Raw genomic sequence first — 24,771 nt, forward strand, 5'->3', positions numbered from 1 at the left:
GGGCGACCCCGCACCGTGCGAGGGAGCGGCGTCGAGCGCGTCTAGCCTTGCGGTGATGAGGAAACGCGGCGGAACGGTGCTCGTGTTGGTGGCGATCGGGGTCCTGGCTGGGGTCCTGTCCGGGCTGTTCGGCGTCGGCGGCGGGGTCGTCGTGGTGCCGGCGCTCATGGCCTTCGCGCAGATGGACCAGCGTCGGGCCTCGGCCACCTCGCTCGTGGCGATCGCCCCCGCGGCCGTCGTCGGTGCGGTCACCTACGCCGTGCAGGGCGAGGTGCACTGGCTCGCGGCCCTGACCCTGGCGGTCGGCAGCGTCATCGGCGCGCCGATCGGTGCCCGGCTGCTCCGTGCCCTGCCGCTCCGCGTGCTGCCGTGGATCTTCGTCGGGTTCATCGCCGTCGTGCTCGTCTCGCTGTTCACCACGGTGCCGACCCGCGGCGGCGAGGTGCACTTCGGGGTCGTCGAGGCGATCGTCCTGCTGTTGCTCGGGCTGTTGTCGGGGGTGCTGTCCGGGCTCGTCGGCGTCGGTGGCGGGGTCGTCATCGTGCCGGGACTCGAGGTCGTGCTCGGCGCCGGCGACCTGCTGGCGAAGGGCACGTCGCTCCTCACGATGGTGCCGACGTCGGTGTCCGGGACGGTCGCGAACCTGCGGCGTCGCGCGGCCGACCTGCGGGTCGGGCTGACGGTCGGCATCACCGCCGCCGTCTGCTCGCCGGGTGGTGCCCTGCTGGCGCGCCTGGTCGACCCGCAGGCCGGCACCTGGCTGTTCGCGGCGTTCCTGGTGGTCGTCGCGGTCATCGTGCTCAGCCGCGGGCGTCGGAGGGCACCACAGAACGACGCGAGCGACGGGGAGGTCGCGTGACGGGCCTGCCGGCAGGGCGCGACGCGGAAGCCGTGCTGGCGGCGTTCGCCCGCACCACCGGCGACGTCGCCGCGGCCCGACGGGTCGCCCGACAGTTCCACGACCTCGACGAGGGGGAGCGTTCGGCGCTGCTCTGGAGCGAGGACGACGGCGCGAAGCTCGTCGCCGTCCTGCTGCTCGTGCAGGCGATGCGGGCGCACCCGGATCCGGAGCTCACCGACGAGTACCTGTCCGCGGCGAAGGCCGAGCGGTTCGAGGACCCGGTGCTCGTCGACCTGGCCGCCGAGGAACTCGTCGGCGCCCCGTTGGTGGGCGCTTCGACCGGCCCGCTGTTCGCGCTCGCGAAGTCCGACGTCGCGATGGTCCGCCGCATCGCGGTCGTGGCGACCCTGGCGTTCGTGAAGCAGGGCGACGCCGAGCTGCCACTCGGGATCGCCGGGCGCCTGGTGCGGGAGCGCAGCGAGACGGTGCAGTCGGCACTCGGGCTGGTCCTGCGCGAGACGGGGAAGCGAGCGTCCGAGGCGGCGCTCGTGGCGTTCCTCGAGCAGAGCGGCCGGTTCCTCAGCCCGGCCGCCCGCCGGACGGCCACCGAGCACCTGCCGCCGGGGGAGCGCGACCGGCTGCGGGGCTGACGGCGCTCGCGGTCGCGCGGGACGCGTTGCTCGCCCTGGCAGAACCCGCCTGAGGCGACGGCCGGGAGGCCCGGTGCGGGTCCGCCCCGCCGGAGGCCGCCGTCGTGTACCGGCCCCACCGCCGTGTCGGGTCCGACGCCTATGCTGCGGGCATGCACACCGAGGTGCCCCGGATCGACGCCGGACTCGTCGAACGACTCGTCGCGGAGCAGTTCCCCGACTGGGCCGACCTGCCCGTGCGCGAGGTCGACCACCAGGGCTGGGACAACCGCACCTACCGGCTCGGAGACGCCCTGTCGGTGCGACTTCCGAGCGCGGCCGGCTACGTGCCCGCGGTCGAGAAGGAGCAGGACGTCCTGCCGTACCTCGCCCGGCGGCTCGACGTCGCCGTGCCGGAACCCGTGGCGCTCGGGGAACCGGGCCAGGGGTACCCGTTCCCGTGGTCGGTGCGGCGGTGGCTCGACGGGGTGCCGGCCGTGCAGGTCGACGACCTCGACCACGAGCGCTTCGCGGCCGAGGTCGGTGCCGTGCTCCGGCAGCTCCGGAGCGTCCCGGCGACGGGCGGCCCCACCGCCGGTGCGCACTCGTTCCACCGCGGGGAGCACCCGTCCGTGTACGACGCCGAGGTGCGGGCGGCGCTCGACACGCTCGGCAGCGGCAGGGCCGGCCGCTCCGTCGTCGACCGCGGCGCGTGCGAAGCGGTCTGGGCCGAGGCCCTCGCCAGCCGGTGGGACGCGCCGGCCGTCTGGTTCCACGGTGACGTCGCCCCGGGCAACCTGCTGGTCGACGACACCGGGCGGCTGTGCGCGGTGATCGACTTCGGCACGTGCGGCGTGGGGGACCCGGCGTGCGACCTCGTGCTCGCGTGGACGATGCTGGACGGCCCGGCGCGACGGGTGTTCCGGCAGTCGGTCGACCTGGACGACGACACGTGGGCGCGCGCACGGGGATGGGCGCTGTGGAAGGCACTCATCATGCTCGCGGGCAGTGCCGGACCTGGTGACCGCGACGAGCACGAGCGGGTCCTCGCAGCCGTCCTCGGCTGACGTCGAGCGCACCGCCGCCCGCCCGCGCCGACGTGCGCGAGGGGGACGCGGGGCTGGGAGCGTCCACGGGGCGGGCGCGTACCGAGGAGGGGAACGCGAGTCGTGCCTCCAGGCCGGCTCGAAGCGACCACGAGAGGAACGCGACGTGCGCGCACTGACCTGGCAGGGCACCGAGAAGGTGTCCGTCGAGACCGTCCCCGACCCGACCATCCAGGAGCCGACCGACGCGATCGTGCGGATCACCTCCACGGCGATCTGCGGGTCCGACCTGCACCTGTACCGCGTGCTCGGCCCGTACATCGACCGCGGCGACGTCCTCGGCCACGAGCCGATGGGCATCGTGGAAGAGGTCGGGTCCGGCGTCACGAACCTGAAGGTCGGTGACCGCGTCGTCATCCCCTTCAACATCTCCTGCGGCCACTGCTGGATGTGCCAGCACGGCCTGCAGTCGCAGTGCGAGACCACCCAGGTCACCGAGTACGGCACCGGTGCGTCGCTGTTCGGCTACACGAAGATGTACGGCCAGGTCCCCGGTGGCCAGGCCGAGTACCTGCGTGTGCCGCACGCCGACTACGGCCCCATCGTCGTGCCGGACGACGGCACCCCCGACGACCGCTGGCTGTTCCTGAGCGACATCCTGCCGACCGCGTGGCAGGCCGTGCAGTACGCCCAGGTCCCCGAGGGCGGCACGCTCGCCGTGCTCGGCCTCGGCCCGGTCGGCCAGTTCGCCGCCCGCATCGGCAAGCACCTCGGCTACCGCGTGCTCGCCGTCGACCCCGAGCAGGTCCGCCGTGACCTGGGGGCGAAGCACGGCGCCGAGGTGTTCGACCTGACGAAGGACCTGGTGCCCGAGCTCGTCGACCTGACCGACGGCCGCGGCCCGGACGGGGTCGTCGACGCCGTCGGCATGGAGGCCCACGGCAACCCGATGGCGGGCTTCGCACAGCGCGCCGCCGGCCTGCTGCCCGACAAGCTCGCGCAGAAGGCGATCGAGACCGCCGGCGTCGACCGGCTGGCCGCCGTGCACGCGGCGATCGACCTGGTCCGCCGCGGTGGCACCGTCTCGCTGAGCGGTGTCTACGGCGGCATGGCCGACCCGATGCCGATGATGACGCTGTTCGACAAGCAGATCACCATCCGCGAGGGCCAGTGCAACGTGAAGCGCTGGATCGACGACATCATGCCGCTCGTCTCCGACCCGTCGGACCCGCTCGGCACGCTCGACCTGACCACCCACCGCGTCTCGCTCGAGGAGGCCCCGCACATGTACGAGGTCTTCCAGAAGAAGCAGGACGACTGCGTCAAGGTCGTGCTCGACCCCGCGATGGCCGCGGCCTGATGCGGATCGTCGTCGTCGGCGCGACCGGCAACGTCGGGACGGCGGTGCTCCGTCGGCTCGCAGCCGTGCGCGCCGACGGCGACGGTGACGCCGCTGGCGTCCGGATCGTCGGCGTCGCCCGGCGGCTGCCGGACCTGCGCGCCGAGCCGTACGCCGCTGCCGTCTGGCACGCCGTCGACGTCGGGGCCGCGGACGCCGTGGACCAGCTCACGGCCGTGTTCCAGGGCGCCGATGCCGTCGTCCACCTGGCGTGGGCCCTCCAACCGACGCACGACATCCCGGCGCAGCACCGCACGAACGTGACCGGGACGGCGAACGTCCTGGCAGCCGTCGCGCGCGCCGAGGTGCCCCAGGTCGTCGTGGCGTCCTCGGTCGGCGCGTACCGCGGGGTGGACGTCGACGGCAAGCACACCCCCGTGGACGAGAGCTGGCCCGCCGACGGGATCCCGACGGCGACGTACTCGATCCACAAGGCAGCCAACGAAGCGGCGATGGACGCGTTCGAGGCCGACCACCCCTCCGTGACCCTCACGCGGCTGCGTCCGGGGCTGATCTTCCAGCGGGACGCCGCCGCCGAGATCCGGGGGCTGTTCCTCGGACACCTCGTGCCCATGTCGATCGTGCGGTGGATCCGCTGGCTCGTGCTGCCGCTGCCGTACCCGTTCGTGTTCCAGGCCGTGCACGCCGACGACGTCGCCGACGCCTACTGGCGCGCGGTCGACCGACGGGCAGCGGGGGCGTTCAACATCGCGGCCTCGCCCGTGCTCAACCCGCCGAGACTGGCCCGGGCCTTCGGCATGCTCGGTGCCGTGCGGATCCCGCTGCGGTTGCTGCGCGGGATCGTGACGGTGACGTGGCGGCTGCGGTTGCAGCCGACGGACGCCGGGTGGATCGACATCGCCGCCGGCGTGCCGATCATGCGGACCGACCGTGCCCGGTCGGTGCTCGGATGGGAGGCCCGACACACCTCCGAAGAAGCGTTGCGTGCACTCGTGGCCGGGTTCGCGGACGGTGCGAACGTTCCGGGGTCGGGGCCGCTCCGCGGTTGAGCGGGCTCGGGCTGGCCGGGGGCGGGGGGCGCTGCCTGGTCGTCCCGGGTGTACCGGGTGCTTTCGGGCGTACCGGGTGGTTCCGGGCGTACAGGGTGCTTTCGGGCGTACCGGGTGGTTTCGGGCGTACCGGGTGGTTCCGGGCGTAGCGGGTCGGAAGTTCTGACCAGGTACGCCCGGTTCCACATTCCATTGCGGGCGTTCTGGGAAGGAACGCCCGCTCGTGTTCCCCGTCTCGCGCTACGCTTCGCTCGTCGTTGTGAGAAGGGGGAGTGCGATGGTGCTCAATTGGTCCGCGTTCAGTGAGCTCGAGGGGCCGGGGGAGTCGGGGATGCCCGACCTGTTCGACGGCTGGTTCGGCATCGCGTTCGGGGTCGTCGCGGCGCTGACGATCCTCACGACCCTGTCGATCGTCATCCTGACGCTCTACCGGGGCAAGCGGATGGCCGACCGTGGTCAGAACCCCCTCACCATGCAGGAGGACATCGCGTACCAGGCGATGCAGAGCCGTACGTTCGCACCGGACAAGCCGCTCGAACAGCGCCTCGCCGAACTCGACGACCTGCACGCGCGCGGCGTGATCTCCGACGAGGAGCACCGCAGCGCCCGAGCCGAGGCCCTGCGCGGACGATGATCACCTCCGAAGAAGTGCACAACCCCCTGATCCCGCCGGTCTACGACCTCGTCTGGACCCTGCTGATGGCGCTCGTCGTCGTCGCGGTCATCGCCGCCGTGTGCATCGCGGTGGTCCGCAGTCGGCGCCCCCACGGTGCCCGGCGGACCTCGCCGGAGCAGCGGCTCCTCGAACTCGACGAGCTGCACGCCCGCGGTGTCATCACCGACGACGAGCGCAGAGCCGCGCGGGCCGAGGCCCTGCGCGGTTGAGCATCCCCGACTTCGACGTCGAGCCCGCTGTCGGACCGCGCTTCTGGCCGCGGGTCCTGGGCGTCGTCTCTGCGGTGACCGGGGTACTCGCCGTCATCGGGTGGCCGCTGCCCATCGTCTCCGGGCGCACGGAGCGGGCGCACGCGTGGGAGCGAACCGTGCAGGGTGTCCAGGACTGGCTCGCGTTCGACGGTTGGCGCCTGTCCGGCTCGTCCTGGGTCTACGGGGCGGCGTCGATCGCGGCGTTGACGGGAGCGATCACCCTGTTGCGACCCCAGTGGAGCAGCGCGCGGAAGTTCGTCGTCGTGGTGGCGCCGACGGGCACCCTGCTGGTGGTCGGACCGGCGGTGCAGTGGGCAGCCGGTCTGCCGTGGTCCAACTACGGCCAGGGTTCGACCGGCGGCATCGCGCTCGGCATCCTCGCAGCGTCGGTCGGCGGTGCCGCCGTCGTGGGGCTCCGGGCCCTGATCCCCAGGAGTGTCCAGCACGAGGACGACGTGAACCCGCCACCCCGCGGGGTTCGCTGACCCGGACGTAGAGTGGGCGGGTGCTGCTGCCGACGGACCTGCTCGGGGTGTGGGACCTCGACCGCACCGTGCACGACCACCGTGCCGGGGCCGCGGGGACCGTCACCGGGACCACCACCTTGACTCTGGTCGGCGACGACGAGGTTCGCTGGGACGAGTCCGGCGTGATGACCTTCGACGGCCGGTCCACCCCGGTGTCCCGGACTCTCCTCCTCCGGCGCGGTCCCGACGGTGGCTGGACCATGCACTTCTCCGACGGTCGGGTCTTCCACGACTGGGTCTGGGGCACGAGCGTCGCCCACGCCTGCGCTCCGGACGACTACACGGGTGCCTTCGACGGCGACGAAGACCGCTGGACGGTGCGGTGGGAAGCGCGGGGCCCCGCGAAGGACTACCGGCTGGACAGCGTCCTCACCCGACCCCGGCCGTGACCCGCGGGGTCGGCGGTCACCGCCAGACTGGGGGCATGGCACGCTCCTCCGGCACCGGCACCGACGCCCCGCGCATCACCCTGACCGAACCGACGAACCTCGAGGACTGGGCGCCAGCTCCCGGTGACGTCCTGACGGGTGACCGCATCGAGGGCAAGCGCATCGACGTCCTCGATCTGGCCGACGAGCGACTTCCCGACCTGGAGATCGAGGAGTGCGTCATCGACACGTTCCGGGGCGACGACGCGGACTTCCGTGGGCTCCGGGTCCGTGACTCGGTCATCGACTCGCTCGACGCCCCGATCCTGCGGGCGTCGAGCAGCGCGTGGCGCGAGGTCCGGGTCTCCGGCGGTCGGGTCGGCTCGGCCGAACTGTACGACTCCGGGTTGAACGGCGTCGAGTTCGTCGGCATGAAGTTCGGGTTCGTGAACCTGCGCGGCTCGACGATCACCGACGTGGTGTTCCGCGACTGCGTCATCGACGAGCTCGACATCGCCGACGCGAAGCTGCTGCGGGTGTCGTTCGACGGCAGCAGCATCCGCGCCGCCGAGGGGTCGAACACCCGCATCGACCACGTGGACCTGCGTGGAGCGGACCTCGATCGGGTCGAGCGGCTCGAGGGGTTCCGCGGGGCCACGATCGGCGCCGACCAGCTGTACACGCTCGCGCCGCTGCTGGCTGCACAGGCCGGCTACCGCGTCGACTGACCCACGCCGAGTTCGCGCTCACCGACACTGCACGCGCGACCGGCCCCGCGAACTGTCGCTCAGCCCGAAACAGTGCCTGAAACAGCGCCGACCCCGGCCAGCGCCGCGGCCAGGTCGGCCTGCACCAGGTCGCCGTGCACCGCAGCGCCCGTCTGGGTGCCGGCAGCCGCCGACGCGATGACCGTCGCCATCGGGGCCGTCACGTTGCCGGCCGCGTAGACCCCGCGCACCGCGGTCTGCCCGGCGGCGTCCACGGTCAGCGCGGTCGCGAAGCGGTGGTCGCCCATGAACTGGTCGGTGGCGGCGAGGCCGAGCCCGGACAGGAAGTCCACCCGCGCCTCGGGCCGGCTCGCCGTAGCCAGGGCATCGAGCTCGACGAAGGAACCGTCGCCGAGCCGGACCCCGGTCAGCCGGTCACCCTCGGAGACCACGGCGGCGACCGGTCCCTCGACGACTGCGATGCCGCGTGCGGCCAAACCGGCCAGGGTCGTGTTGTCCATCAGTGCCGGGTCCGTCAGGAACGCGGTGACCCGATCACTCAGCGCCCGGAACATGAGCGCGTGGTGTGCGGCGTTCGGCGTCGTGACGAGCACCCCGATCCGCTGGTCGCGGATCTCCCACCCGTGGCAGAACGGGCAGTGCACGACCCCGCGCCCCCACTGTTCGGCCAGGCCCGGGACCTCGGGCAGGACGTCCACGGCGCCGGAGGCGACGACCAGTCTGCGTGCGGTGACGACCGAGCCGGAGTCCAGCGTGACCGAGAAACCGACCGGGTCGTGGCCGTCACCGGTCGTGGCGGACGTGGCCACGATCCTCCCGGCCGTGACCTGGACGCCGTAGGCGGCGACCTCGTCGCGACCGATGCGGATCAACTCGGCGGGCGCGACACCCTCGTGCCCGAGGTAGTTGTGCGCACCGGCCGCCGGAGCGTTGCGCGGCTCGCCGGAGTCGACGACGAGCACCGAGCGCCGCGAACGGCCGAGGATGAGGGCGGCGGAGAGGCCGGCGGCCGAGCCGCCGATGACGATGACGTCGAAGTGTTCAGGCATGCGCTGATCATGCGGCCGGTCATGAGCGGACAGCAACGAACTTTGCCGGTGTGGCAACATGGCCGGCATGGGACACAGCACCCGGGATGCGGCCGCCACGCGCACGACGGCCGACGTCGTCGACGGGGTCGGCCCCCGACTGCGCGCGCTGCGCGCCCACCGCGACGTCACACTCGCGGCACTGTCCGAGCAGACGGGGATCTCGGTGAGCACCCTGTCGCGGCTCGAGTCCGGGCAGCGGAAGCCCACGCTGGAACTGCTGCTGCCCCTCGCCCGGGCGTACCAGGTGCCCCTCGACGACCTGGTCGGCGCACCGCAGACCGGCGACCCGCGCGTGCACATGAAGCCCGAGGTGCACGGCGGCCACGTGGTCGTGCCGCTGACCAAGCGGACCGGCGGGGTGCGCTCGTTCAAGCAGCTGTTCCCGCCGAACACCCCGGGCGGGGACCCGTCGCTCAAGACGCACGAGGGCTACGAGTGGCTCTACGTGCTGTCCGGGCGGCTCCGGCTGGTGCTGGGGGAGCACGACCTCGACCTGGGTCCCGGTGAGGTCGCCGAGTTCGACACCCACACACCGCACTGGATGGGCAACGTGACCGACTCGGTCACCGAGGTGCTGTGCCTGTACGGGCCGCAGGGCGAGCGGGCGCACGTGCGGTCCCGACCCGCCGCTCGGTGAGCGGCTGACCGAGGGCGTCGTCAGCGGCCGCGCCACCACCGCCGCGACCGCGACCGCAGCCGTCGTGCCCACCGGCGCACCGGGTTCGCCCGCCGGCCGTTCACGCGGAACGTGTGGAAGGCGCGTCGCGTCCGCACCCAGACGGACGGGAGGCCCGACAACGGTCGCGCGGACACCTGCACCGTGAGCACGGGGTCGGCCACCACCCGCCAGGCCGGGTCGAGCTGCATACTCAGGTCGACGTCGTCGTGCACCTCGGCGTCGTCCCGGTGCGCTCGCCCGCCGACCGCGGCCCAGGTCGACCGGCGCATCGCCATGGCGGACCCGAACAACGGTGGGTGTCCGAGCGCACCCCGCATCAGCACGAAGTACGGGCCCATGTACACGGCGTCCCACAGTCGGCGCACCACGGGGCCACCGCCCCGGGGCCGGCCCGGACCGGTGACCGCGACGACCTCGGGGTCGGCGAGCAGGCGGACGGCGTCGGCGATCCAGGACGGCGGTGGGACGGAGTCGGCGTCGAGCCGCACGACGACGTCGCCGGTCGCCCGGTCGTAGCCGCGCGCCGAGGCCCGGGCGATCCCGCGCACCGGCTCCGTCAGCACGACCGCACCGGCGTCCCGGGCGATCGCCGCGCTGTCGTCGGTGCTGCCGTTGTCGACCACGACGACCTCGTCGGCCGGCCGGGTCTGGGCCGCGAGGGCGGCGAGGCACCGGCGCAGGTGCACGGCATCGTCCCGCACGGGAATCACGACCGAGACACGGGGCATCCGTCGATCCAACCGGCTGTCGCCTGTGCGGATTGCCGGACCGCGTTTCCCGGCATTCCTGGGTCCTGACCCAGAGGGCAGCGCGCACGTTCGATGGCGAAACGCCCCCGGTGCACGCCGGGGACGACGACAACCGGAAGGCCGACCATGACCACGAACCCACCCGGGAACGACTCCGGGACGCCCATCCACGACCGCACCGCAGCCTCCGAGGGGCACGAGGTCGCCCCCGGCGTGACGGTGCCGTCGTACGCCAGCGGCACCCCCGCCGCGCGACCCACCGACCCCGGTGCGCCCCAGACCTACGACCCGTACGGCGACAGCGCCGCCGAGGTGCCGTTCGACGCACCCCTCGACGCCGTCCCGGCCGACGAGCAGCTCCCCGCCGTCCCGTCCGCCGCTTCCGCCGGCGGCGCTGGCAGCGCCAGCGGCTCCGGCAGTGACTCGGGCAGCGGCTCCGGCAAGGCCGACGCGGCGAAGGGCGCCGCGCAGGACGTCGCCGGCGACGCCAAGGAGAAGGCCGCGAACGTCGCGGGCACCGCCAAGGAGCAGGCGTCGAAGGTCGCCTCCGAGGCGACCGACCACGCCAAGCAGCTCTACGGCCAGGCGTCCGAGAACCTCAAGCAGCAGGCCGGCGAGCAGCAGCAGCGCGCTGCCGGCGGACTCCGCTCCCTCGGCGAGCAGCTCGGGCGCATGGCCGAGAACGACGACGAGCAGGGCGTCGCCTCGAAGGTCGTCCGCGACCTGTCGGGCCGCGCGACCTCGGCCGCCGGGTTCCTCGAGAACCGCGACCCGGGCTCGCTGCTCGACGAGGTGAAGACCTTCGCCGCGAAGCGCCCCGGCACCTTCATCGCGATCGCCGCGGGCGCGGGCCTGCTGGCCGGCCGCCTGACCAAGGCGCTCGCGACCGAGGTCAAGCACGAGAAGGAGGCCGGCGACGGCACCACCGGATCGGGGAGTGGCGTATGAGCCAGTCCGTCCCCGGCGCGACACCCCTGGGCGAACCGACTCCCGAGGAGCGCGCTGCGACCACACCGCTCGGTGAGCTGCTGTCCGACGTGTCGCGCGACCTCTCCAGCCTGTTCCGGCAGGAGGTCGCCCTCGCGAAGGCCGAGCTGACCGACTCTGCGAAGAAGGCCGGCAAGGCGGGCGGGATGTTCGGCGGCGCCGGACTCACCGCCGTGTTCGCCCTGCTGTTCCTGTCGATCGCCGCGTGGTGGGGCCTCGGTTACCTGATCGGCAACGCCTGGTCCGCCCTGATCATCGCCGTCGTCTACGCGATCGTCGCCGCGATCCTGGCCGTCCGCGGGCGCAAGGAGATCAAGGAGATCAAGGGCGCCCCGCAGACGGTCGAGACCGCCAAGGAAGTCCCCGAGACACTCAAGCCCAACACCGGGAGGAAGCCATGAGCACCCCAGACGAGATCCGCGCCGACATCGAGCGCACCCGCGGCGAACTCGGCTCCGACGTCGACGCCCTCGCCGACAAGGTCAGCCCGTCGTCCATCGCCCACCGCCAGAGCGAGAAGGTGAAGGGCCGGTTCCAGGACGTCCGCGAGTCCGTGATGGGCGCGGCCCAGTCAGCCCGCTCGAGCGCCTCCGGTTCCGCCTCGGGCGCGACCGGCCAGGCGAAGGACGTCGCCCAGAAGGGCGTCGAGAAGGCGAAGGGCAATCCCTTGGCCGTCGGCCTCATCGCGTTCGGCGCCGGTTGGCTCGTGTCGTCGCTCCTGCCGACCACCGAGAAGGAAGAAGAACTCGCCGGTGAGCTGAAGGACAAGGCTGCACCGCTCGTCGACGAGGTCAAGGAGCAGGCGAAGGACGCCGGTTCGCAGCTCGGCGACGTGGCGAAGGGGCACGCGCAGGACCTCGCGGGCACCGCGCAGGAAGCCGCGCAGACGGTCAAGGGCGAGGCGCAGGGGGCCGCGTCCGACGTCAAGGACAACGCGCAGGGTGCGGCGGACGACGTCCGCAGCAGCTGAGCGGAACCCGATGACGGACGGGAGGCACGGTGCCAGCTGGCACCGTGCCTCCCGTCCGTGAAGCGGTAGCGTTCCGGGCATGGACCCGATCGACGAGCTCGCTGCGGAGCTCCGACAGTCCATCGGCCGGGTCGTGCGTGCCGCACGACGCGAGGCGGACGCGCTGCCGGCCACGCACACCACCACCCTCGGGTTCCTGCACCGCGAGGGCCCGATGACGATCGCGGAACTCGCGCGCCGCCGCGGGGTGAAGCACCAGGGGCAGTCCCGCACGGTCGGCGAACTGGCCGAGCTCGGCTACGTCGACCGGACGGCGTCGGACACCGACCGCCGAGCGTCGGTCATCCGGATCACGGACGCCGGTCGGGCCGCACTGCAGCGGGACACGGACGCCCGCACGGACTGGCTGGCCGCCGCGATCCGCGAGGAGACCGACGCCGAGGAGCGTGCGCTGCTGCGCCGCCTGCCCGAGCTGTTCGAGCGGGTCGCCCGCCGGGCCGACTGAACGACCCTTCACCTTCCCGGCAGCCGCAGAAGTACAACACCGCTGTACAGTTGTGCGCATGGAGTTGACGAAGTACAACCACGCCACCGTCGTCCTCGAGCAGGACGGCGTCACCCTCGTCATCGACCCCGGGGTGTTCACGCCCGAGGCCGTCGACCTCGTCCGCGGGGCCGCGGGCGTCCTCGTCACGCACGACCACCCCGACCACTTCGACATCGACGCCCTGCGTGCGGGGCTCGCCGGGAACCCGGACCTCGTCGTCCGCGGTCCGGAGACCGTCGTCGAGCAGCTCGGTGAACACCACGGCCGGGTCGCAGCGGTGCGCGACGGCGACACGATCACCGTCGGACCGTTCTCCGTCCGGGTCTTCGGCGAGCAGCACGCGGTCATCCACCCCGACATCCCGTCCACCGCGAACGTCGGCTACCTGGTGGACGACGCGGTGTTCCACCCGGGCGACGCGTACCTCGAGCCCGGTGTCCCGGTGCCGACCCTGCTCCTGCCGACGAGCGGGCCGTGGACGAACACCGCCCATGCCGTCGACTACGTGCGAGCCGTGGCGCCGGAGCGGGCCGTGCAGATCCACGAGGCGATGTTGAGCGAACTCGGCCAGCAGTCCGCCGCGCGCTTCCTCGGACCGGACGGTCTCGGGCCGGTACCCGTCCTGATCCTGCCGGCGGGGGAGACGATCACCGTCTGACGGACGCGGGCCGCCCCTGGGAGCCGATCCGGGCCTCCCGAGCAGCATGGTGGGATGGCCGACGCACCCACGACAGCAGTCCTCTTCGACATCGACGGCACCCTCGCCGACTCGAACTACGCGCACATCGACGCGTGGTGGCGGGCGTTCCTGGCGGCGGGGGAGTCCGTCGACGCCTGGCGGATCCACCGCGCGATCGGGATGGACTCGGCGAAGCTGCTCGAGACGCTGCTGCCGGACGCGTCCCAGGAGACCCGCGACACCGCGAAGCAGTTCCACACCGCCTACTACGCCGAGCAGACGCCGCGGCTCCGGCTGCTGCCGGGTGCGCGCGAGCTCCTGCAGGCCGTCGCCGAAGCGGGGCACGCCGTGGTCCTGGCGACCAGTGCGCCCGAGCACGAACTCGCCCGCCTGCGCGAACTGCTCGACGCGGGTGAGTGGGTCACCGCCGAGACCAGCTCCGAGGACGTCGAGCAGGCGAAGCCGGACCCCGGCATCATCCGGGTCGCGCTCGGCAAGGCCGGGGTCTCCGCCGACGACGCCGTGATGGTCGGGGACGCCATGTGGGACGTCGAGTCCGCCGGCAAGGTGGGGGTCCGGTGCGTCGGTGTGATGACCGGCGGCATCGGCGGTGACGAGCTCCGCGGTGCCGGGGCGGCCGAGGTGTACGACGACGCGGCCGCAGTGCTCGCCGCGTTCCGCGCCGGCGAGGGCCCGATCGCGGCCCTCGGCCAGCGCGCCTGACGGGCGCCGTCGGTTTCCGCGTCGTCGGTCGCCCGTGCCAGGATCGACGTTCGTGATCACGATCGAACGCGTGTCCTGGGACGACCCCCGCAGCGTGGTGCTCCGCGCCCGCATGGACGACGAGATGCACGAGCGCTACGGGTCGGCGAACGCCGGCGAGGACCCGGCGGTCACCGCCGAGCGGGGCCGTGCGCTGAGCGTCGACCCGTCGACCGTCGTCACGTCGATCCTGGCCGTCGACGAGTCCGGTGAGCCGGTCGGGCACATCGCCGTCCGGCGTCTGGGTGACGAGGTCGAGCTGAAGCGGCTCATCGTGCTCGCCTCGGCGCGCGGCAAGGGTGCGGCCACCGCGCTGCTCGACGAGTGCGAGCGCGTCGGCCGCGAACTCGGCGCCCCGCGGCTCATCCTGCAGACCGGCGACAAGCAGCCCGACGCCGTCGCGCTCTACCGCAAGACCGGGTGGGACCAGATCGCGGTCTACGAACCCTACGTCGCGACCATGCCGTGGTCGTTCTGCTTCGAGAAGGCCCTGTAGCCCGGCCCCATCCCGTATTGCACTTTCAGCAGGAGAGTGCAATTCTTGCTCGGTGAGCACCACCGAACGCACCCGCGCGCTGCGCCGACGCATGATCGTCGAGGCACGTCGGGCGACGGTCGAACACGGGCTGCACGGCTTCACCATCGAGCAGCTCTGCGAGACCGTCGGGGTGTCGCGCCGCACGTTCTTCAACCACTTCGGGTCGAAGGACGACGCCGTGCTCGGCATCGAGCTCAACGCCGACGTCGAGGCGATCGACGCCTACGCCGCGGGCGGGGTCGTCCCCGGCGAGCTCGATCCCCTCGGGTCGATCGTCGCGCTGGCGATCGACCAGTTCCACCGGGTCGGCATCGCCCGCGCCGACGAGGCCCTGGTCCGCCGGGTGTTCGAGCGAGAGCCGGCACTCGTCGCACGGTTCCTGTCGGCGACCGACGTGCAGCTCGCCCGGATCACCGTGGCCCTGCGGCGACGGTTCGGGTGGGACGACCCCGCCGACCGCCGACCGCGCCTGGTCACCGAGGCCGCGGCCGCCTTGATGAAGGCCACCGCGACCGAGTACTTCGACGACGCCTTCGACGAGGCCACGGGGCCGACGTTCGACGCGCTGCTCACCGAGAACCTCCGCCTGCTCAGGGCGGTCACCACGACCGAACGGGAACACACCACATGAGCGCCACCGCGCCGGGCACCACCAAGCGTGCCCGCCCAGGCTCCGACGGCCCGCTGCTCCTGACGCAGCGTCGCATCTGGATCATCTTCTCCGCCCTGATCGCGGGGATGCTGCTCTCCAGCCTCGACCAGACCATCGTCTCCACCGCGATGCCGACCATCGTCGGCGAGCTCGGCGGCGTCGCGCACCAGGCCTGGCTGACGACCGGGTACCTGCTCGCCTCCACCATCGTGATGCCCGTCTACGGCAAGTTCGGCGACGTCCTCGGCCGCCGCAACCTGTTCCTCATCGCGATCGCGCTGTTCACCATCGCGTCGGCCGGGTGTGCGTTCGCCACGGACTTCACGCAGCTCGTGGTGTTCCGCGCCATGCAGGGGCTCGGCGGCGGCGGTCTGATGATCCTGTCGCAGGCGATCATCGCGGACATCGTCCCGGCCTCGCAGCGCGGCAAGTACCTCGGCCCGCTCGGTGCGATCTTCGGCCTGTCCGCCATCGGTGGCCCGCTGCTCGGTGGCTTCTTCGTGGACCACCTCACCTGGAACTGGGCGTTCTACATCAACATCCCGGTCGGCATCGCGGCGTTCTTCGTGGCGTGGTTCGCGCTGACCCTGCCGAACAAGAAGGCGACGAAGCGCATCGACGTCCTCGGCGTGCTGTTCATGTCCGCCGCGACCACGTGCCTGGTGTTCTTCTCGGAGTTCGGCGGCAGCAAGGACCACGGCTGGGACGCCCCCGAGACCTGGGCCTGGTTCGCCGGTCTCGTCGTCTCGGCAGCGCTCCTGGTGTTCGTCGAGTCCCGTGCGCAGGACCCGGTGCTCCCGCTGTCGTTCTTCCGCAACCGCACCTTCCTGCTGGCGACCGGTATCGGCCTCGTGCTCGGCATCGGCATGTTCGCCGCGATCGGCTTCGTCCCGACCTTCCTGCAGATGGCTTCTGGCACCTCGGCCGCGGTCTCCGGCCTGCTGATGCTGCCGATGATGGCCGGCCTGATCGGCACCTCGATCGCCTCGGGTGTCCTGATCACCAAGACCGGGCGCTACCGGATGTTCCCGATCGTCGGCACGGTCCTGGTGGCCATCGCGATGCTCGCGATGACCCAGCTGGCGGCGGACACCCCGATCTGGCTGATCTGCGCGTACCTGTTCGTCTTCGGTGCGGGGCTCGGCCTGATCATGCAGGTGGTCGTCCTCGTCGCGCAGAACGCCGTGCCCGCCGAGCAGGTCGGTACCGCCACCTCGACGAACAACTACTTCCGCGAGGTCGGTGCCTCGCTCGGGACCGCCGTCTTCGGTGCGCTCTTCACCGCGCGGCTCACGACGTCGCTGACCGACGTGTTCCGCGGTGCAGGCGGGTCGGCGACCGATGCGGCGTCGTCGGCGGGGAGCATCGACCCCGCGACGGTTGCGAAGCTGCCCGAGGCGGTGCAGAACGGCATCGTGAACGCCTACGCCGACTCCCTGGCACCGGTGTTCTGGTACCTGCTGCCCTTCATCGCGGTGGCGTTCCTGCTCGCACTGTTCCTGCCGCAGATCACGCTGTCCGACACGGCCGGCATGGTCGCCCGTGGCGAGGCCGTCGGCGGCGACGAGGCCGACGAGCTCGAGCGTGCGCAGCGTGCGGCCCGTGCGGAGCACGCGGCGGCACCGGAAGGTTCCACACCGGGGCGGGACTCCGACCGGTAGACGCCACCGACCGACGGACGGGAGGCCCGGTGCCAGCTGGCACCGGGCCTCCCGTCCGTCGTCTGGTTGCGGCCACCGCGCGCCGTCATTTCGGGCCCAGCGACACCTTTCGCCGTCGGGACCCCGTGGAGTGTCGCCTGACGCGAAACGCCGCGTCGGCACGGGGCGCTACGCGCCGGTGCTCGCGCGCGGCACGAGCCGCGTCGGCAGGGCCGCGGGCTCGGCGGCCGTGCCGTCGAGCGTCGCGAGGAGTCGCAGTGCCGCAGCGCGACCGAGGTCGGCACCGGGCAGCGCCACGCTCGTCAGGGCCGGCGCGGTGACCGACGACGACGGCAGGTCGTCGAAGCCCGCGACCGCGAGTGCGCCGGGCACGGCGATGCCGAGCGCGCCGGCGACCCGCAGGACTCCGTAGGCCAGGGTGTCCGCGGCCGCGACGACGGCGGTGACGTCGTCGTCCTGCCAAGCCTCGATGACGTGCTCGGTGGCCGAGGCCGCGGCCTCCACGGTCAGGTCGGCGCGGGCGGTGACCTCGGAGACCGTGATGCCGGCGTCCGCACAGGCCTGCTCGAACAGTCCACGGCGCACGCCGAACGTCGCCGCCCGTGAGGTGCCGTCGAGGTAGCCCACGTGCCGGTGTCCCTGGTCGTGCAGGTGGGCGACGAGGTCGTGCACGCCCGTGGAGAGGTCGTAGTTGACTGCCTCGGGCCCACCGGGGGCGTCGAGCAGCACCACGGGGACGCTCGCCGACATCGGCTCGTCGGCCGCCGGGGCGTCGACCAGGATGCCGGCCGGCCGGAGCCGTTCGAACCGCCGGACGTCGGCCGCGACGGGCTGTGCACCCCGCTCGGTGACGGAGAGCACGAGCTGGAACCGGTCGCCCAGGGTGTCGCGGACGCCACGGATGACCTCGGCGAAGAACGGGTTCGACAGGTCGGGGGCGATGAACACGACGAGGTCGCCGCTGCCGCGCGCGAGTGAACTGGCGGCGTGGTCGACGACGTAGCCGAGGTCGTCCACGGCGTCGCGGACCCGCGCGGCGATGGGGGCGGAGACCCGCCCGCGGTCCTTGCCGTTCACGACGAGGGAGACCGTGGCGATGCTCGTGCCCGCACGCTCGGCCACCATCGCAGCGGTCACACGACGGCTCGGGGCGGCGGGGGAGGGCACTCGTCGATGCTAGCGAGCGTGGTGGTCGAACTTGACGTCAAGCGTTTGACGTGTTTCGATGTCAAACGCTTGACGCGCCACGACGCCAGCGCTCTGCCGGCCCGTGGATCCCCACCACGTCGAGCACTCACCTCGATTCCCCGAAGAAGTGGAGCGCCCAGCGTGCCCGATGCGACCCAGCCCGCCGCGAAGATCATCCTCGACTGCGACCCCGGCCACGACGACGCCGTGGCGCTCCTGCTCGCCCACGGCAGCCCGGCCATCGAGCTGCTCGCCGTGACCACCGTCGTCGGCAACCAGACCCTGCCGAAGGTCACCCGCAACGCCCTGGCCGTCGCCCGCATCGCCGGCATCACCGGGGTGCCGTTCGCCGCCGGAGCCGCCCGCCCGCTGCTGCGCCAGATCGAGGTCGCACCGGACATCCACGGCGAGAGCGGCCTGGACGGCCCGATGCTCCCCGAGCCGTCGTTCGACCTCGACGAGCGCCACGCCGTCGACCTGATCATCGACACCGTGATGGCCCACGAGCCCGGCACGGTCACCCTCGTGCCGACCGGCGGCCTGACGAACATCGCCCTCGCCGCCCGCAAGGAGCCCCGCATCGTCGAGCGCGTCAAGCAGGTCGTGCTCATGGGCGGCGGCGTGCACGTCGGCAACTGGAGCCCGGTCGCCGAGTTCAACATCGTCATCGACCCCGAGGCCGCGGCCATCGTGTTCGAGGCCGGCTGGGACGTCGTGATGGTCGGCCTCGACCTGACGCACCAGGCCCTCGCCACCCCCGAGGTCGCCGCGCGCATCGCCGGCGTCGGCACCGCCCCCGCCGCGTTCGTCGGCGAGCTGCTCGACTTCTTCGGCCAGACCTACAAGGACGCCCAGGGCTTCGACGCCCCGCCGGTCCACGACCCCTGCGCCGTCGCGTACGTCATCGACCCCACGATCGTCCGCGCCGTGAAGGTCCCGATCCACGTCGAGACGCAGGGCGCGCTGACCCTGGGCATGACCGTCGCCGACTTCCGCGCCCCCGCACCCGAGGACTGCCGCACGAGCGCCGCGATGGAGCTCGACCACGGCCGGTTCTGGGACCTCGTCGTCGACGCCCTCGAGCGCATCGGCGAGACGGCCGACACCGGCTGGACCCCACGTGCCGCCGCCGACGCCGTCGAAGCCGGCATCACCACGACCCCGGAGCGCTGAAACCCCCATGACCACCACCTCGACGAAGAAGTCGATCGGCGCCCTCACCGCCGCGCTCCTCGCCGCGTGCATCGCGTTCCAGCTGAACGCGAGCATGCTCAGCCCCGCCCTCGTCACGATGGCGCGGGAGCTCAACACCGACGACGCCACCATCGGCCTGTCGCAGACCCTGTACTTCACCCTCGCGGCGCTGTTCTCGCTGTTCCTGCCGCGGCTGTCCGACATCGTGGGCCGCAAGCGCGTGCTGATCGGCATGCTCGCCGTGATGCTCGTCGGCAGCATCGTCGCCGCGCTCGCGGTGAACGTGCCGATGCTGTTCGCCGGTCGCATCATCCAGGGCGTCACCGGTCCGGTCGTCCCGATCTGCCTGCTCGTCCTGCGCAACGAGATCAGCGACCCGAAGCGCTACGGCGCCGCCCTCGGGCTGCTGACCGCGGTGAACGGCGGCATCGCGGGCGTCGACGCCCTGGCGGGCGGGTGGATCGCGACGAACTTCGGGTTCCGCGGGATCTTCTGGGTCATCGCCGTCGTCACCGTCCTCGCCCTGCTCCTGGTCGCCGTCTGGGGGGTCGAGTCGAAGCCCTCCGCCGGTACCCGGATGGACTGGATCGGTGTCGTCCCCCTCGTGGTGAGCGTCGGTGCGCTGCTCACGGCGTTCAACGAGGCCGGCAAGCTCGGCGCCGCGAACCCCGTGCTCGTGGTCGGTGGCGTCGTCGTCGCGCTCGTCGCCTTCGCCGTGTTCTGGGCCGTCGAGTCGCGGGTGCGGGAACCCCTGGTCGAGACCCGGTTCCTGAAGCGCCGTGCGACCTGGGCACTCCTGGCGACGACGTTCCTCACCATGACGGGCGTCTTCGCGGTCGTCAACGGCCTGGTCACCTCGCTCGCGCAGAACGGTGACGCGGGCTTCGGGATGGAGCCCGACCTGGCGTCGCTCGTGTTCCTCACCCCGTACGCGCTGGTCGGCTGGATCGTCGGACCCTTCGCCGGCCGACTCGCCCCGACCATCGGGTACCGCGCCGTCCTGCGCGTCGGCCTCATCGGCAGCATCGTCTCGACCATCCTGATGGCGCTCGTCGGCGTGCACTCGCTGCCCGTGCTGGTCACCGCGACCGTGCTGATCGGCATCACCTACGCCGGCATCGCGAACATCATCCTGAACGGCCTGGGCATCGTGCTGTCGCCGGAGTCGAACCCCGGGTTCCTGCCCGGCCTGAACGCCGGTGCCTTCAACCTCGGCGCCGGGGTCAGCTTCGCGGTCCTGCCCGCGCTGCAGATCGCGCTCGGCGTCGGCGGTTCCGCGGGCACCGCCGGGTACTCCGGTGGCATGCTGCTCGGGGCCGCGATCACGACCGTCGCGCTCGCGATCTCGTTCCTCATCCCCCGTCCGGAAGGCGCCGAGACCACGTCCGTCGCCCCGCAGAAGGAGACCGTCCGTTGACCGAGAGCATCGTCGTCGTCGGGTCGCTCAACGCGGACCTGGTGGTCCGCACCGAGCGCTTCCCCCAGCCCGGTGAGACCCTGCAGGGCTCCGACCTCGCGATCCTGCCCGGCGGCAAGTCCGCCAACCAGGCGGTGGCTGCCGGGAGGCTCGGGGGCACGGTGCGCATGATCGGTGCGGTCGGCGACGACGGGAACGGTGCGCTGCTCCGCGACTCCGTCGCGGCTGCGGGGGTCGACACGACGCACGTCGCGATCCGGGAGGGCGTCGCGACCGGCACCGCCGTCATCACTGTCGACGCCGCAGGCGAGAACACCATCGTGATCTCCGCCGGGGCGAACGGCACGCTGACGCCGGACGACGTGCCGGCCGACGTCTTCGCCGGCGCCACGGTGCTGGGGCTCTGCCTCGAGGTCTCGATCGACGTCGTCCTCGCCGCCGCCCGTGCCGCGCACGCCGCCGGGGTCACGGTGCTCACGAACCTGTCACCGTTCGGCGCCGTGCCGGCCGAGCTCCTCGAGCTGACCGACGTGCTGCTGGTGAACGAGCACGAGGCCGCGGCGCTCGGAGACCACGGCGTCGCACGGTCGATCGTCACCCGCGGCGGTGCCGGCTGCGTCGTGCACGACGGGGATGCCGAGCCGGTGTCGATCGACGCCGTGCGGGTCGAGCCGGTGGACACCACGGGTTGCGGCGACGCCTTCATGGGTGCGGTGGCGCTGCGTCTGGCCGCGGGGGACACCCTCGTCGACGCCGCTCGGTTCGCGGTGGGGGTCGGGGCGTACGCCGCGACCAAGCCGGGCGCTCAGGCCTCGTACCCGACCACCGCCGAGCTGGAGGCGTTCCTGCGGGCGTGACCCCTGCCTCCCGGCCGTGTGTTGACTGCGCGGCCCACTAGCGTTGTGCCCATGCGCGTCGGAGTCCTCGACATCGGGTCCAACACCGGCCACCTGCTCGTGGTGGACGCCCACGGCGGCGCCGCGCCGCTGCCGGCGTCCTCGTTCAAGCAGCCGCTGCGGCTGGCCGAGCACCTGGACGCCTCGGGCGCGGTGACCCAGCAGGGGATCGACGCACTGACCACGTTCGTCGCCGACGCCGTCCGCGTCGCCGAGGAGCGCGGCTGCGAGGACATGCTCGCGTTCGCCACCTCGGCGGTGCGCGACGCCGGCAACTCCGAGGCCGTGCTCGCCCACGTCGAGTCGTCCACCGGGGTCGAGCTGGCCGTCCTGTCCGGCTCGGACGAGGCACGACTGACCTTCCTGGCCGTGCGCCGCTGGTTCGGCTGGTCCGCCGGGCGCCTGGCGGTCTTCGACATCGGCGGTGGCTCGCTCGAGATCGCCGGTGGTGCCGACGAGGCACCGGACGTCGCGTGGTCGATGCCGATCGGCGCCGCACGCCTGGCGCGCTCCTACTTCGCCGCCGGCACCCCGACCGAGGACGACGTCCGCCGCATCCGACACGAGATCCGCGTCGAGATCGCCCGGGACGCCGGACGGCTGCTCCGCTCGGGCCGCCCGGACCGGGCCGTGGCGACCTCGAAGACGTTCCGGTCGATCGCCCGGATCTGCGGAGCCGCGCCGTCCGCCGCCGGACCGCTCGTGCCCCGTGCCCTCGACGGCGCAGTGCTGCGGCAGCGCCTGCCGGAGCTGCTCACGATGTCGGTCGACGAACTCGCTGCGCTGCCGGGCGTCTCGGCGAGCCGCGCACACCAGGTGGTGCCCGGGGCGCTCGTCGCCGAGGCGTGCCTGGACATCTTCGACCTGCCGGGCCTCGAGATCTGCCCGTGGGCACTGCGCGAGGGCGTCATCCTCGAGCGGCTCGACCAGCTGTCGGTCCTCGGGACCCCGTAGCGGCCCGTCGATCTAGCCGCGCTGCCTCGGCGGTGCGAGCAGCCACGGACGGATCAGCTTCGTCACGAACGGCAGTACCCAGAACGTCATGATCGGCGTGAGCACGACGGTCGTGATGAGCACCCGGGGCAGGATCGCGACGTGCGCGAACGCGGGGACGAGCCAGGCCGTCAGGTACGTGAACGCGAGGTTCACCGGGAAGAAGCCGAGCCAGATGCTCACGGACTGCTTCCACCGTGGGGGAGCGCTCGAGGCCGGGGCGTCCTGCGGGACGTCGAACCACCCCTCGATGCCGGTGCGCTTCTCGACGCGGGACTCCACCACCAGGTCACGGCCCAGGTCGAGCCAGCGCAGCCGGTCGTCGGAGTTCTCCCACGTGGCCAGGGAGTCGTGGTCGGCGAACCGGTAGAGCATGTGCCACTCGCGGGACTGCGCCCGGGAACGCACCCACCCGGAGCCGAGGAAGCCGGGGTAGCGGTTCGCCAGGTTCACCCCGGACTGCACCCAGCGGGTGACCTCGGGGATCCGGTCCGGTTCGACCAGGCGGGTGATGGACACGGTGACGGGTGGGCCTGCGGTCTCGGATGACGACTGCAGGCTCCCAGGCTCTTGTGGAGTCATCCGACCAGTGTCCCCGATCGGTGTTACCGGCTCGTGTCGCAGCTCGTCAGTCGTCGACGCCCCGTTGGGTAGGTTCGCGGTATGAGCGAGACCGAACGCGGCCGGCACGAGACGCCGACGGAACGGTGGGACCGGAACTGGGCCGACATCCAGCAGGAGCTCCGGATCGTGCAGACCGGGACGCAGATCCTCGCCGGGTTCCTGCTGACGCTGCCGTTCCAGCAGCGGTTCACGGACCTGTCCGACCGGCAGGAGACGGTCTACCTCGTCCTGGTCGTCCTGGCGGTCGTCGTCACCGTGGTGGCGCTGTCCGCCGTGGCGACGCACCGGCTGGTGTTCCGGCAGCGTCAGAAGCACGACCTGGTCCGCGCCGGCAACGTCATCCTGCTCGCCGCACTCATCGCGAGTGCGCTGCTCTTCTCGGGAACGGTCTACTTCGTCTTCGACGTGGTGCTCGGTGGTCCGGGCGGTGTGATCGGCGGGGTCGCGGTGTTCGTGGCGACGGCGGCGCTGTGGACGGCCCTGCCGTTCGGGTTGCGCCGGAGCGAGCGGAACGTCGACCAGGAGCACGAGCGTTCGTCGTCCGGCTGAACGGGTCCTCCGAGGCGAGGAACGGGGCACCCCCCGGAGCGGTCAGCTCGCCTGCTTCTTGGCGGCGGGCTTCTTGGCCGGCGCCTTCTTGGCCGGGGCCTTCTTCGGCGCCGACTTCGCGGGGGCCTTCTCGGCCGTGCTCTCCGCGGCCTTCTTGGTCGGCGCCTTCTTCGCCGGCGCCTTCCTGCCGGAGCCGGAGGAGCCCGAGCCGGACGTGCCCGAGCCGGAACCCGACGACGACCGCGAGGTCGACGACGAACGCGACCCCGAGCCTCCCGTCCGCTTCTTGTCGACGGACGCACGCAGGGCGGCCATCAGGTCGAGCACGTCACCGCCCTCGTCGTCGTCGTCCTCGTCGGCCTGTGCGCCGAAGGTCTTCTCGGTGTCGATGTCGTCGCCCGCCTCGAGCTTGGCGTCGATCAGCTGCTGCAGTTCCTCCTGGTAGGAGTCGGTGTAGCGATCGGGGTCGAAGTCGGTGGACATGCTCTCGACGAGCGATGACGACATCTTCAGCTCGTTGGCGCTGACCTTCACCGACGTGTCGAGCGTCTTGAAGTCGGCCGCGCGGACCTCGTCGCCCCAGAGCAGCCCCTGCAGCAGGATGACCTCGTCGTGCACCCGGAGCACCCCGAGCCGGGTCTTCTGGCGCAGGGTGAACTGCACGATCGCCAGGCGGTCGGTCTTCGCCAGGGTCTCGCGCAACAACACGTACGCCTTCGGCGAGCGCGAGTCGGGCTCGAGGTAGTAGGTCTTCTCGAACATCATCGGGTCGACCTGCTCGACGGGCACGAACTCGAGCACCTCGACCTCGTGCGACTGCTCCTCGGGGAGCTGTTTGAAGTCGTCCGCTGTGAGCACCACGGTCTTGTCGCCGTCGTCGTAGGCGCGCTGGATGTCGGCGTACTCGACCTCGTGGCCGAACTCGCACACACGTTTGTACCGGATGCGGCCCTTGTCCTCGTCGTGGACCTGGTGCAGGGACACGTCGTGCGTCTCGGTGGCCGCGTAGACCTTGACGGGCACGTTGACGAGCCCGAACGCGATGGAGCCCTTCCAGATCGACCTCATGCGCACATGATGCCCGCCCGCACGCGTGCGTGCCCGGAGCCGACGGTTCCTC

General features: G+C 72.1%; 30 protein-coding genes. 25 read left to right on the top strand and 5 right to left on the bottom strand.

Features of this window, described 5'->3' with window-relative positions; genetic code table 11:
- Positions 1-55 precede the first annotated feature (55 nt).
- The 10 genes from DEJ27_RS00665 (at position 56) to DEJ27_RS00710 (ending at position 7,475) form a co-directional block, all read left to right on the top strand.
- Entirely contained in the window at positions 56-859 is an 804-nt protein-coding gene (locus tag DEJ27_RS00665; RefSeq protein WP_110858609.1) for a sulfite exporter TauE/SafE family protein, read from the top strand.
- Positions 856-1,491: a DNA alkylation repair protein gene (locus tag DEJ27_RS17595; protein WP_181419933.1), complete on the top strand. Its 636-nt coding sequence runs from the start codon at positions 856-858 to the stop codon at positions 1,489-1,491. Before DEJ27_RS00665 ends, DEJ27_RS17595 begins: the two co-directional genes overlap by 4 nt.
- Before the next feature lie 152 nt (positions 1,492-1,643).
- Positions 1,644-2,537 carry an aminoglycoside phosphotransferase family protein gene (locus tag DEJ27_RS00675; RefSeq protein ID WP_110858610.1) on the top strand — a complete coding sequence of 298 codons (894 nt, stop codon included), beginning with the start codon at positions 1,644-1,646 and terminating at the stop codon, positions 2,535-2,537.
- A 145-nt stretch (positions 2,538-2,682) separates the two neighbouring features.
- Positions 2,683-3,876: a zinc-dependent alcohol dehydrogenase gene (locus tag DEJ27_RS00680; RefSeq protein ID WP_110858611.1), complete on the top strand. Its 1,194-nt coding sequence runs from the start codon at positions 2,683-2,685 to the stop codon at positions 3,874-3,876.
- Entirely contained in the window at positions 3,876-4,925 is a 1,050-nt protein-coding gene (locus DEJ27_RS00685) for an NAD-dependent epimerase/dehydratase family protein (protein WP_111090122.1), read from the top strand. The genes DEJ27_RS00680 and DEJ27_RS00685 overlap by 1 nt, the downstream gene beginning before the upstream one ends.
- Before the next feature lie 277 nt (positions 4,926-5,202).
- A complete protein-coding gene (locus DEJ27_RS00690; RefSeq protein WP_110858613.1) occupies positions 5,203-5,559 on the top strand; it encodes an SHOCT domain-containing protein in 357 nt (118 codons plus the stop codon).
- Positions 5,556-5,810: a hypothetical protein gene (locus tag DEJ27_RS00695; protein WP_110858614.1), complete on the top strand. Its 255-nt coding sequence runs from the start codon at positions 5,556-5,558 to the stop codon at positions 5,808-5,810. The genes DEJ27_RS00690 and DEJ27_RS00695 overlap by 4 nt, the downstream gene beginning before the upstream one ends.
- Positions 5,807-6,337, top strand: a complete 531-nt coding sequence (locus DEJ27_RS00700) for a hypothetical protein (protein WP_110858615.1) — start codon at positions 5,807-5,809, stop codon at positions 6,335-6,337. The genes DEJ27_RS00695 and DEJ27_RS00700 overlap by 4 nt, the downstream gene beginning before the upstream one ends.
- A 20-nt stretch (positions 6,338-6,357) precedes the next feature.
- Complete coding sequence (locus DEJ27_RS00705; RefSeq protein ID WP_111090123.1) at positions 6,358-6,768, top strand: DUF6314 family protein; 411 nt, start codon at positions 6,358-6,360, stop codon at positions 6,766-6,768.
- Positions 6,769-6,803: 35 nt separating this feature from the next.
- Positions 6,804-7,475 carry a pentapeptide repeat-containing protein gene (locus tag DEJ27_RS00710; RefSeq protein WP_111090124.1) on the top strand — a complete coding sequence of 224 codons (672 nt, stop codon included), beginning with the start codon at positions 6,804-6,806 and terminating at the stop codon, positions 7,473-7,475.
- Positions 7,476-7,534: 59 nt separating this feature from the next.
- Here the strand turns inward: DEJ27_RS00710 and DEJ27_RS00715 are convergent, their stop codons facing one another.
- A complete protein-coding gene (locus DEJ27_RS00715; RefSeq protein WP_111090125.1) occupies positions 7,535-8,524 on the bottom strand; it encodes an NAD(P)/FAD-dependent oxidoreductase in 990 nt (329 codons plus the stop codon).
- A 58-nt stretch (positions 8,525-8,582) separates the two neighbouring features.
- On the opposite strand from DEJ27_RS00715, the gene DEJ27_RS00720 reads away from it, so the two are divergent.
- Positions 8,583-9,203, top strand: coding sequence for a helix-turn-helix domain-containing protein (locus DEJ27_RS00720; protein ID WP_111090126.1), 621 nt, complete (start codon positions 8,583-8,585; stop codon positions 9,201-9,203).
- 20 nt (positions 9,204-9,223) lie between these two features.
- Here DEJ27_RS00720 and DEJ27_RS00725 read toward each other — a convergent pair whose 3' ends face one another.
- Complete coding sequence (locus DEJ27_RS00725) at positions 9,224-9,973, bottom strand: glycosyltransferase family 2 protein (protein ID WP_111090127.1); 750 nt, start codon at positions 9,971-9,973, stop codon at positions 9,224-9,226.
- 147 nt (positions 9,974-10,120) lie between these two features.
- On the opposite strand from DEJ27_RS00725, the gene DEJ27_RS00730 reads away from it, so the two are divergent.
- The 9 genes from DEJ27_RS00730 to DEJ27_RS00770 all read left to right on the top strand — a co-directional run bounded on the left by DEJ27_RS00730 (position 10,121) and on the right by DEJ27_RS00770 (position 16,790).
- Entirely contained in the window at positions 10,121-10,942 is an 822-nt protein-coding gene (locus DEJ27_RS00730; protein ID WP_110858621.1) for a hypothetical protein, read from the top strand.
- Positions 10,939-11,382: a phage holin family protein gene (locus DEJ27_RS00735; RefSeq protein ID WP_051597109.1), complete on the top strand. Its 444-nt coding sequence runs from the start codon at positions 10,939-10,941 to the stop codon at positions 11,380-11,382. Before DEJ27_RS00730 ends, DEJ27_RS00735 begins: the two co-directional genes overlap by 4 nt.
- Positions 11,379-11,951 (top strand): DUF3618 domain-containing protein, encoded by a 573-nt coding sequence (locus DEJ27_RS00740; RefSeq protein WP_110858623.1) that lies wholly within the window; start codon positions 11,379-11,381, stop codon positions 11,949-11,951. Before DEJ27_RS00735 ends, DEJ27_RS00740 begins: the two co-directional genes overlap by 4 nt.
- 79 nt (positions 11,952-12,030) lie before the next feature.
- A complete protein-coding gene (locus DEJ27_RS00745; protein ID WP_110858624.1) occupies positions 12,031-12,456 on the top strand; it encodes a MarR family winged helix-turn-helix transcriptional regulator in 426 nt (141 codons plus the stop codon).
- Between the two features lie 58 nt (positions 12,457-12,514).
- Entirely contained in the window at positions 12,515-13,156 is a 642-nt protein-coding gene (locus DEJ27_RS00750) for an MBL fold metallo-hydrolase (protein ID WP_111090128.1), read from the top strand.
- Positions 13,157-13,210: 54 nt separating this feature from the next.
- Positions 13,211-13,900: an HAD family hydrolase gene (locus tag DEJ27_RS00755; protein ID WP_110858626.1), complete on the top strand. Its 690-nt coding sequence runs from the start codon at positions 13,211-13,213 to the stop codon at positions 13,898-13,900.
- Between the two features lie 52 nt (positions 13,901-13,952).
- Positions 13,953-14,435: a GNAT family N-acetyltransferase gene (locus tag DEJ27_RS00760; protein ID WP_110858627.1), complete on the top strand. Its 483-nt coding sequence runs from the start codon at positions 13,953-13,955 to the stop codon at positions 14,433-14,435.
- Positions 14,436-14,487: 52 nt separating this feature from the next.
- Positions 14,488-15,108, top strand: a complete 621-nt coding sequence (locus DEJ27_RS00765; RefSeq protein WP_258369758.1) for a TetR/AcrR family transcriptional regulator — start codon at positions 14,488-14,490, stop codon at positions 15,106-15,108.
- A complete protein-coding gene (locus DEJ27_RS00770) occupies positions 15,105-16,790 on the top strand; it encodes an MDR family MFS transporter (RefSeq protein WP_111090129.1) in 1,686 nt (561 codons plus the stop codon). The genes DEJ27_RS00765 and DEJ27_RS00770 overlap by 4 nt, the downstream gene beginning before the upstream one ends.
- Before the next feature lie 168 nt (positions 16,791-16,958).
- Here the strand turns inward: DEJ27_RS00770 and DEJ27_RS00775 are convergent, their stop codons facing one another.
- The gene (locus tag DEJ27_RS00775) at positions 16,959-17,957 is read right to left on the bottom strand and encodes a LacI family DNA-binding transcriptional regulator (protein WP_258369759.1); all 999 of its coding nucleotides are present in this window, start codon (positions 17,955-17,957) and stop codon (positions 16,959-16,961) included.
- A 162-nt stretch (positions 17,958-18,119) separates the two neighbouring features.
- Between DEJ27_RS00775 and DEJ27_RS00780 the strand changes: the two genes are divergently transcribed.
- From DEJ27_RS00780 to DEJ27_RS00795, 4 genes are read left to right on the top strand one after another with little or no spacing between them, the layout of a single operon-like run.
- On the top strand, positions 18,120-19,151 hold the full coding sequence (locus DEJ27_RS00780; protein WP_111090130.1) for a nucleoside hydrolase: 1,032 nt from the start codon (positions 18,120-18,122) through the stop codon (positions 19,149-19,151).
- Positions 19,152-19,158: 7 nt separating this feature from the next.
- Positions 19,159-20,589 (top strand): MFS transporter, encoded by a 1,431-nt coding sequence (locus DEJ27_RS00785; RefSeq protein WP_111090131.1) that lies wholly within the window; start codon positions 19,159-19,161, stop codon positions 20,587-20,589.
- Positions 20,586-21,446: a ribokinase gene (locus tag DEJ27_RS00790; RefSeq protein WP_111090132.1), complete on the top strand. Its 861-nt coding sequence runs from the start codon at positions 20,586-20,588 to the stop codon at positions 21,444-21,446. The genes DEJ27_RS00785 and DEJ27_RS00790 overlap by 4 nt, the downstream gene beginning before the upstream one ends.
- 51 nt (positions 21,447-21,497) lie before the next feature.
- Positions 21,498-22,439 carry a Ppx/GppA phosphatase family protein gene (locus DEJ27_RS00795; protein ID WP_110858632.1) on the top strand — a complete coding sequence of 314 codons (942 nt, stop codon included), beginning with the start codon at positions 21,498-21,500 and terminating at the stop codon, positions 22,437-22,439.
- Positions 22,440-22,451: 12 nt separating this feature from the next.
- Here the strand turns inward: DEJ27_RS00795 and DEJ27_RS00800 are convergent, their stop codons facing one another.
- A complete protein-coding gene (locus DEJ27_RS00800; protein ID WP_111090133.1) occupies positions 22,452-23,060 on the bottom strand; it encodes an antibiotic biosynthesis monooxygenase in 609 nt (202 codons plus the stop codon).
- An 81-nt stretch (positions 23,061-23,141) separates the two neighbouring features.
- Here DEJ27_RS00800 and DEJ27_RS00805 point away from each other — a divergent pair, with 81 nt between their 5' ends.
- Positions 23,142-23,651, top strand: coding sequence for a DUF6328 family protein (locus DEJ27_RS00805; protein WP_111090134.1), 510 nt, complete (start codon positions 23,142-23,144; stop codon positions 23,649-23,651).
- A 42-nt stretch (positions 23,652-23,693) separates the two neighbouring features.
- Here DEJ27_RS00805 and DEJ27_RS00810 read toward each other — a convergent pair whose 3' ends face one another.
- Positions 23,694-24,719, bottom strand: a complete 1,026-nt coding sequence (locus DEJ27_RS00810; RefSeq protein WP_111090135.1) for a Ku protein — start codon at positions 24,717-24,719, stop codon at positions 23,694-23,696.
- Positions 24,720-24,771: the final 52 nt, after the last annotated feature.

It is taken from the genome of Curtobacterium sp. MCPF17_018 (assembly GCF_003234135.1).
In the GTDB taxonomy this organism is placed as follows: Bacteria; Actinomycetota; Actinomycetes; order Actinomycetales; family Microbacteriaceae; genus Curtobacterium; species Curtobacterium flaccumfaciens.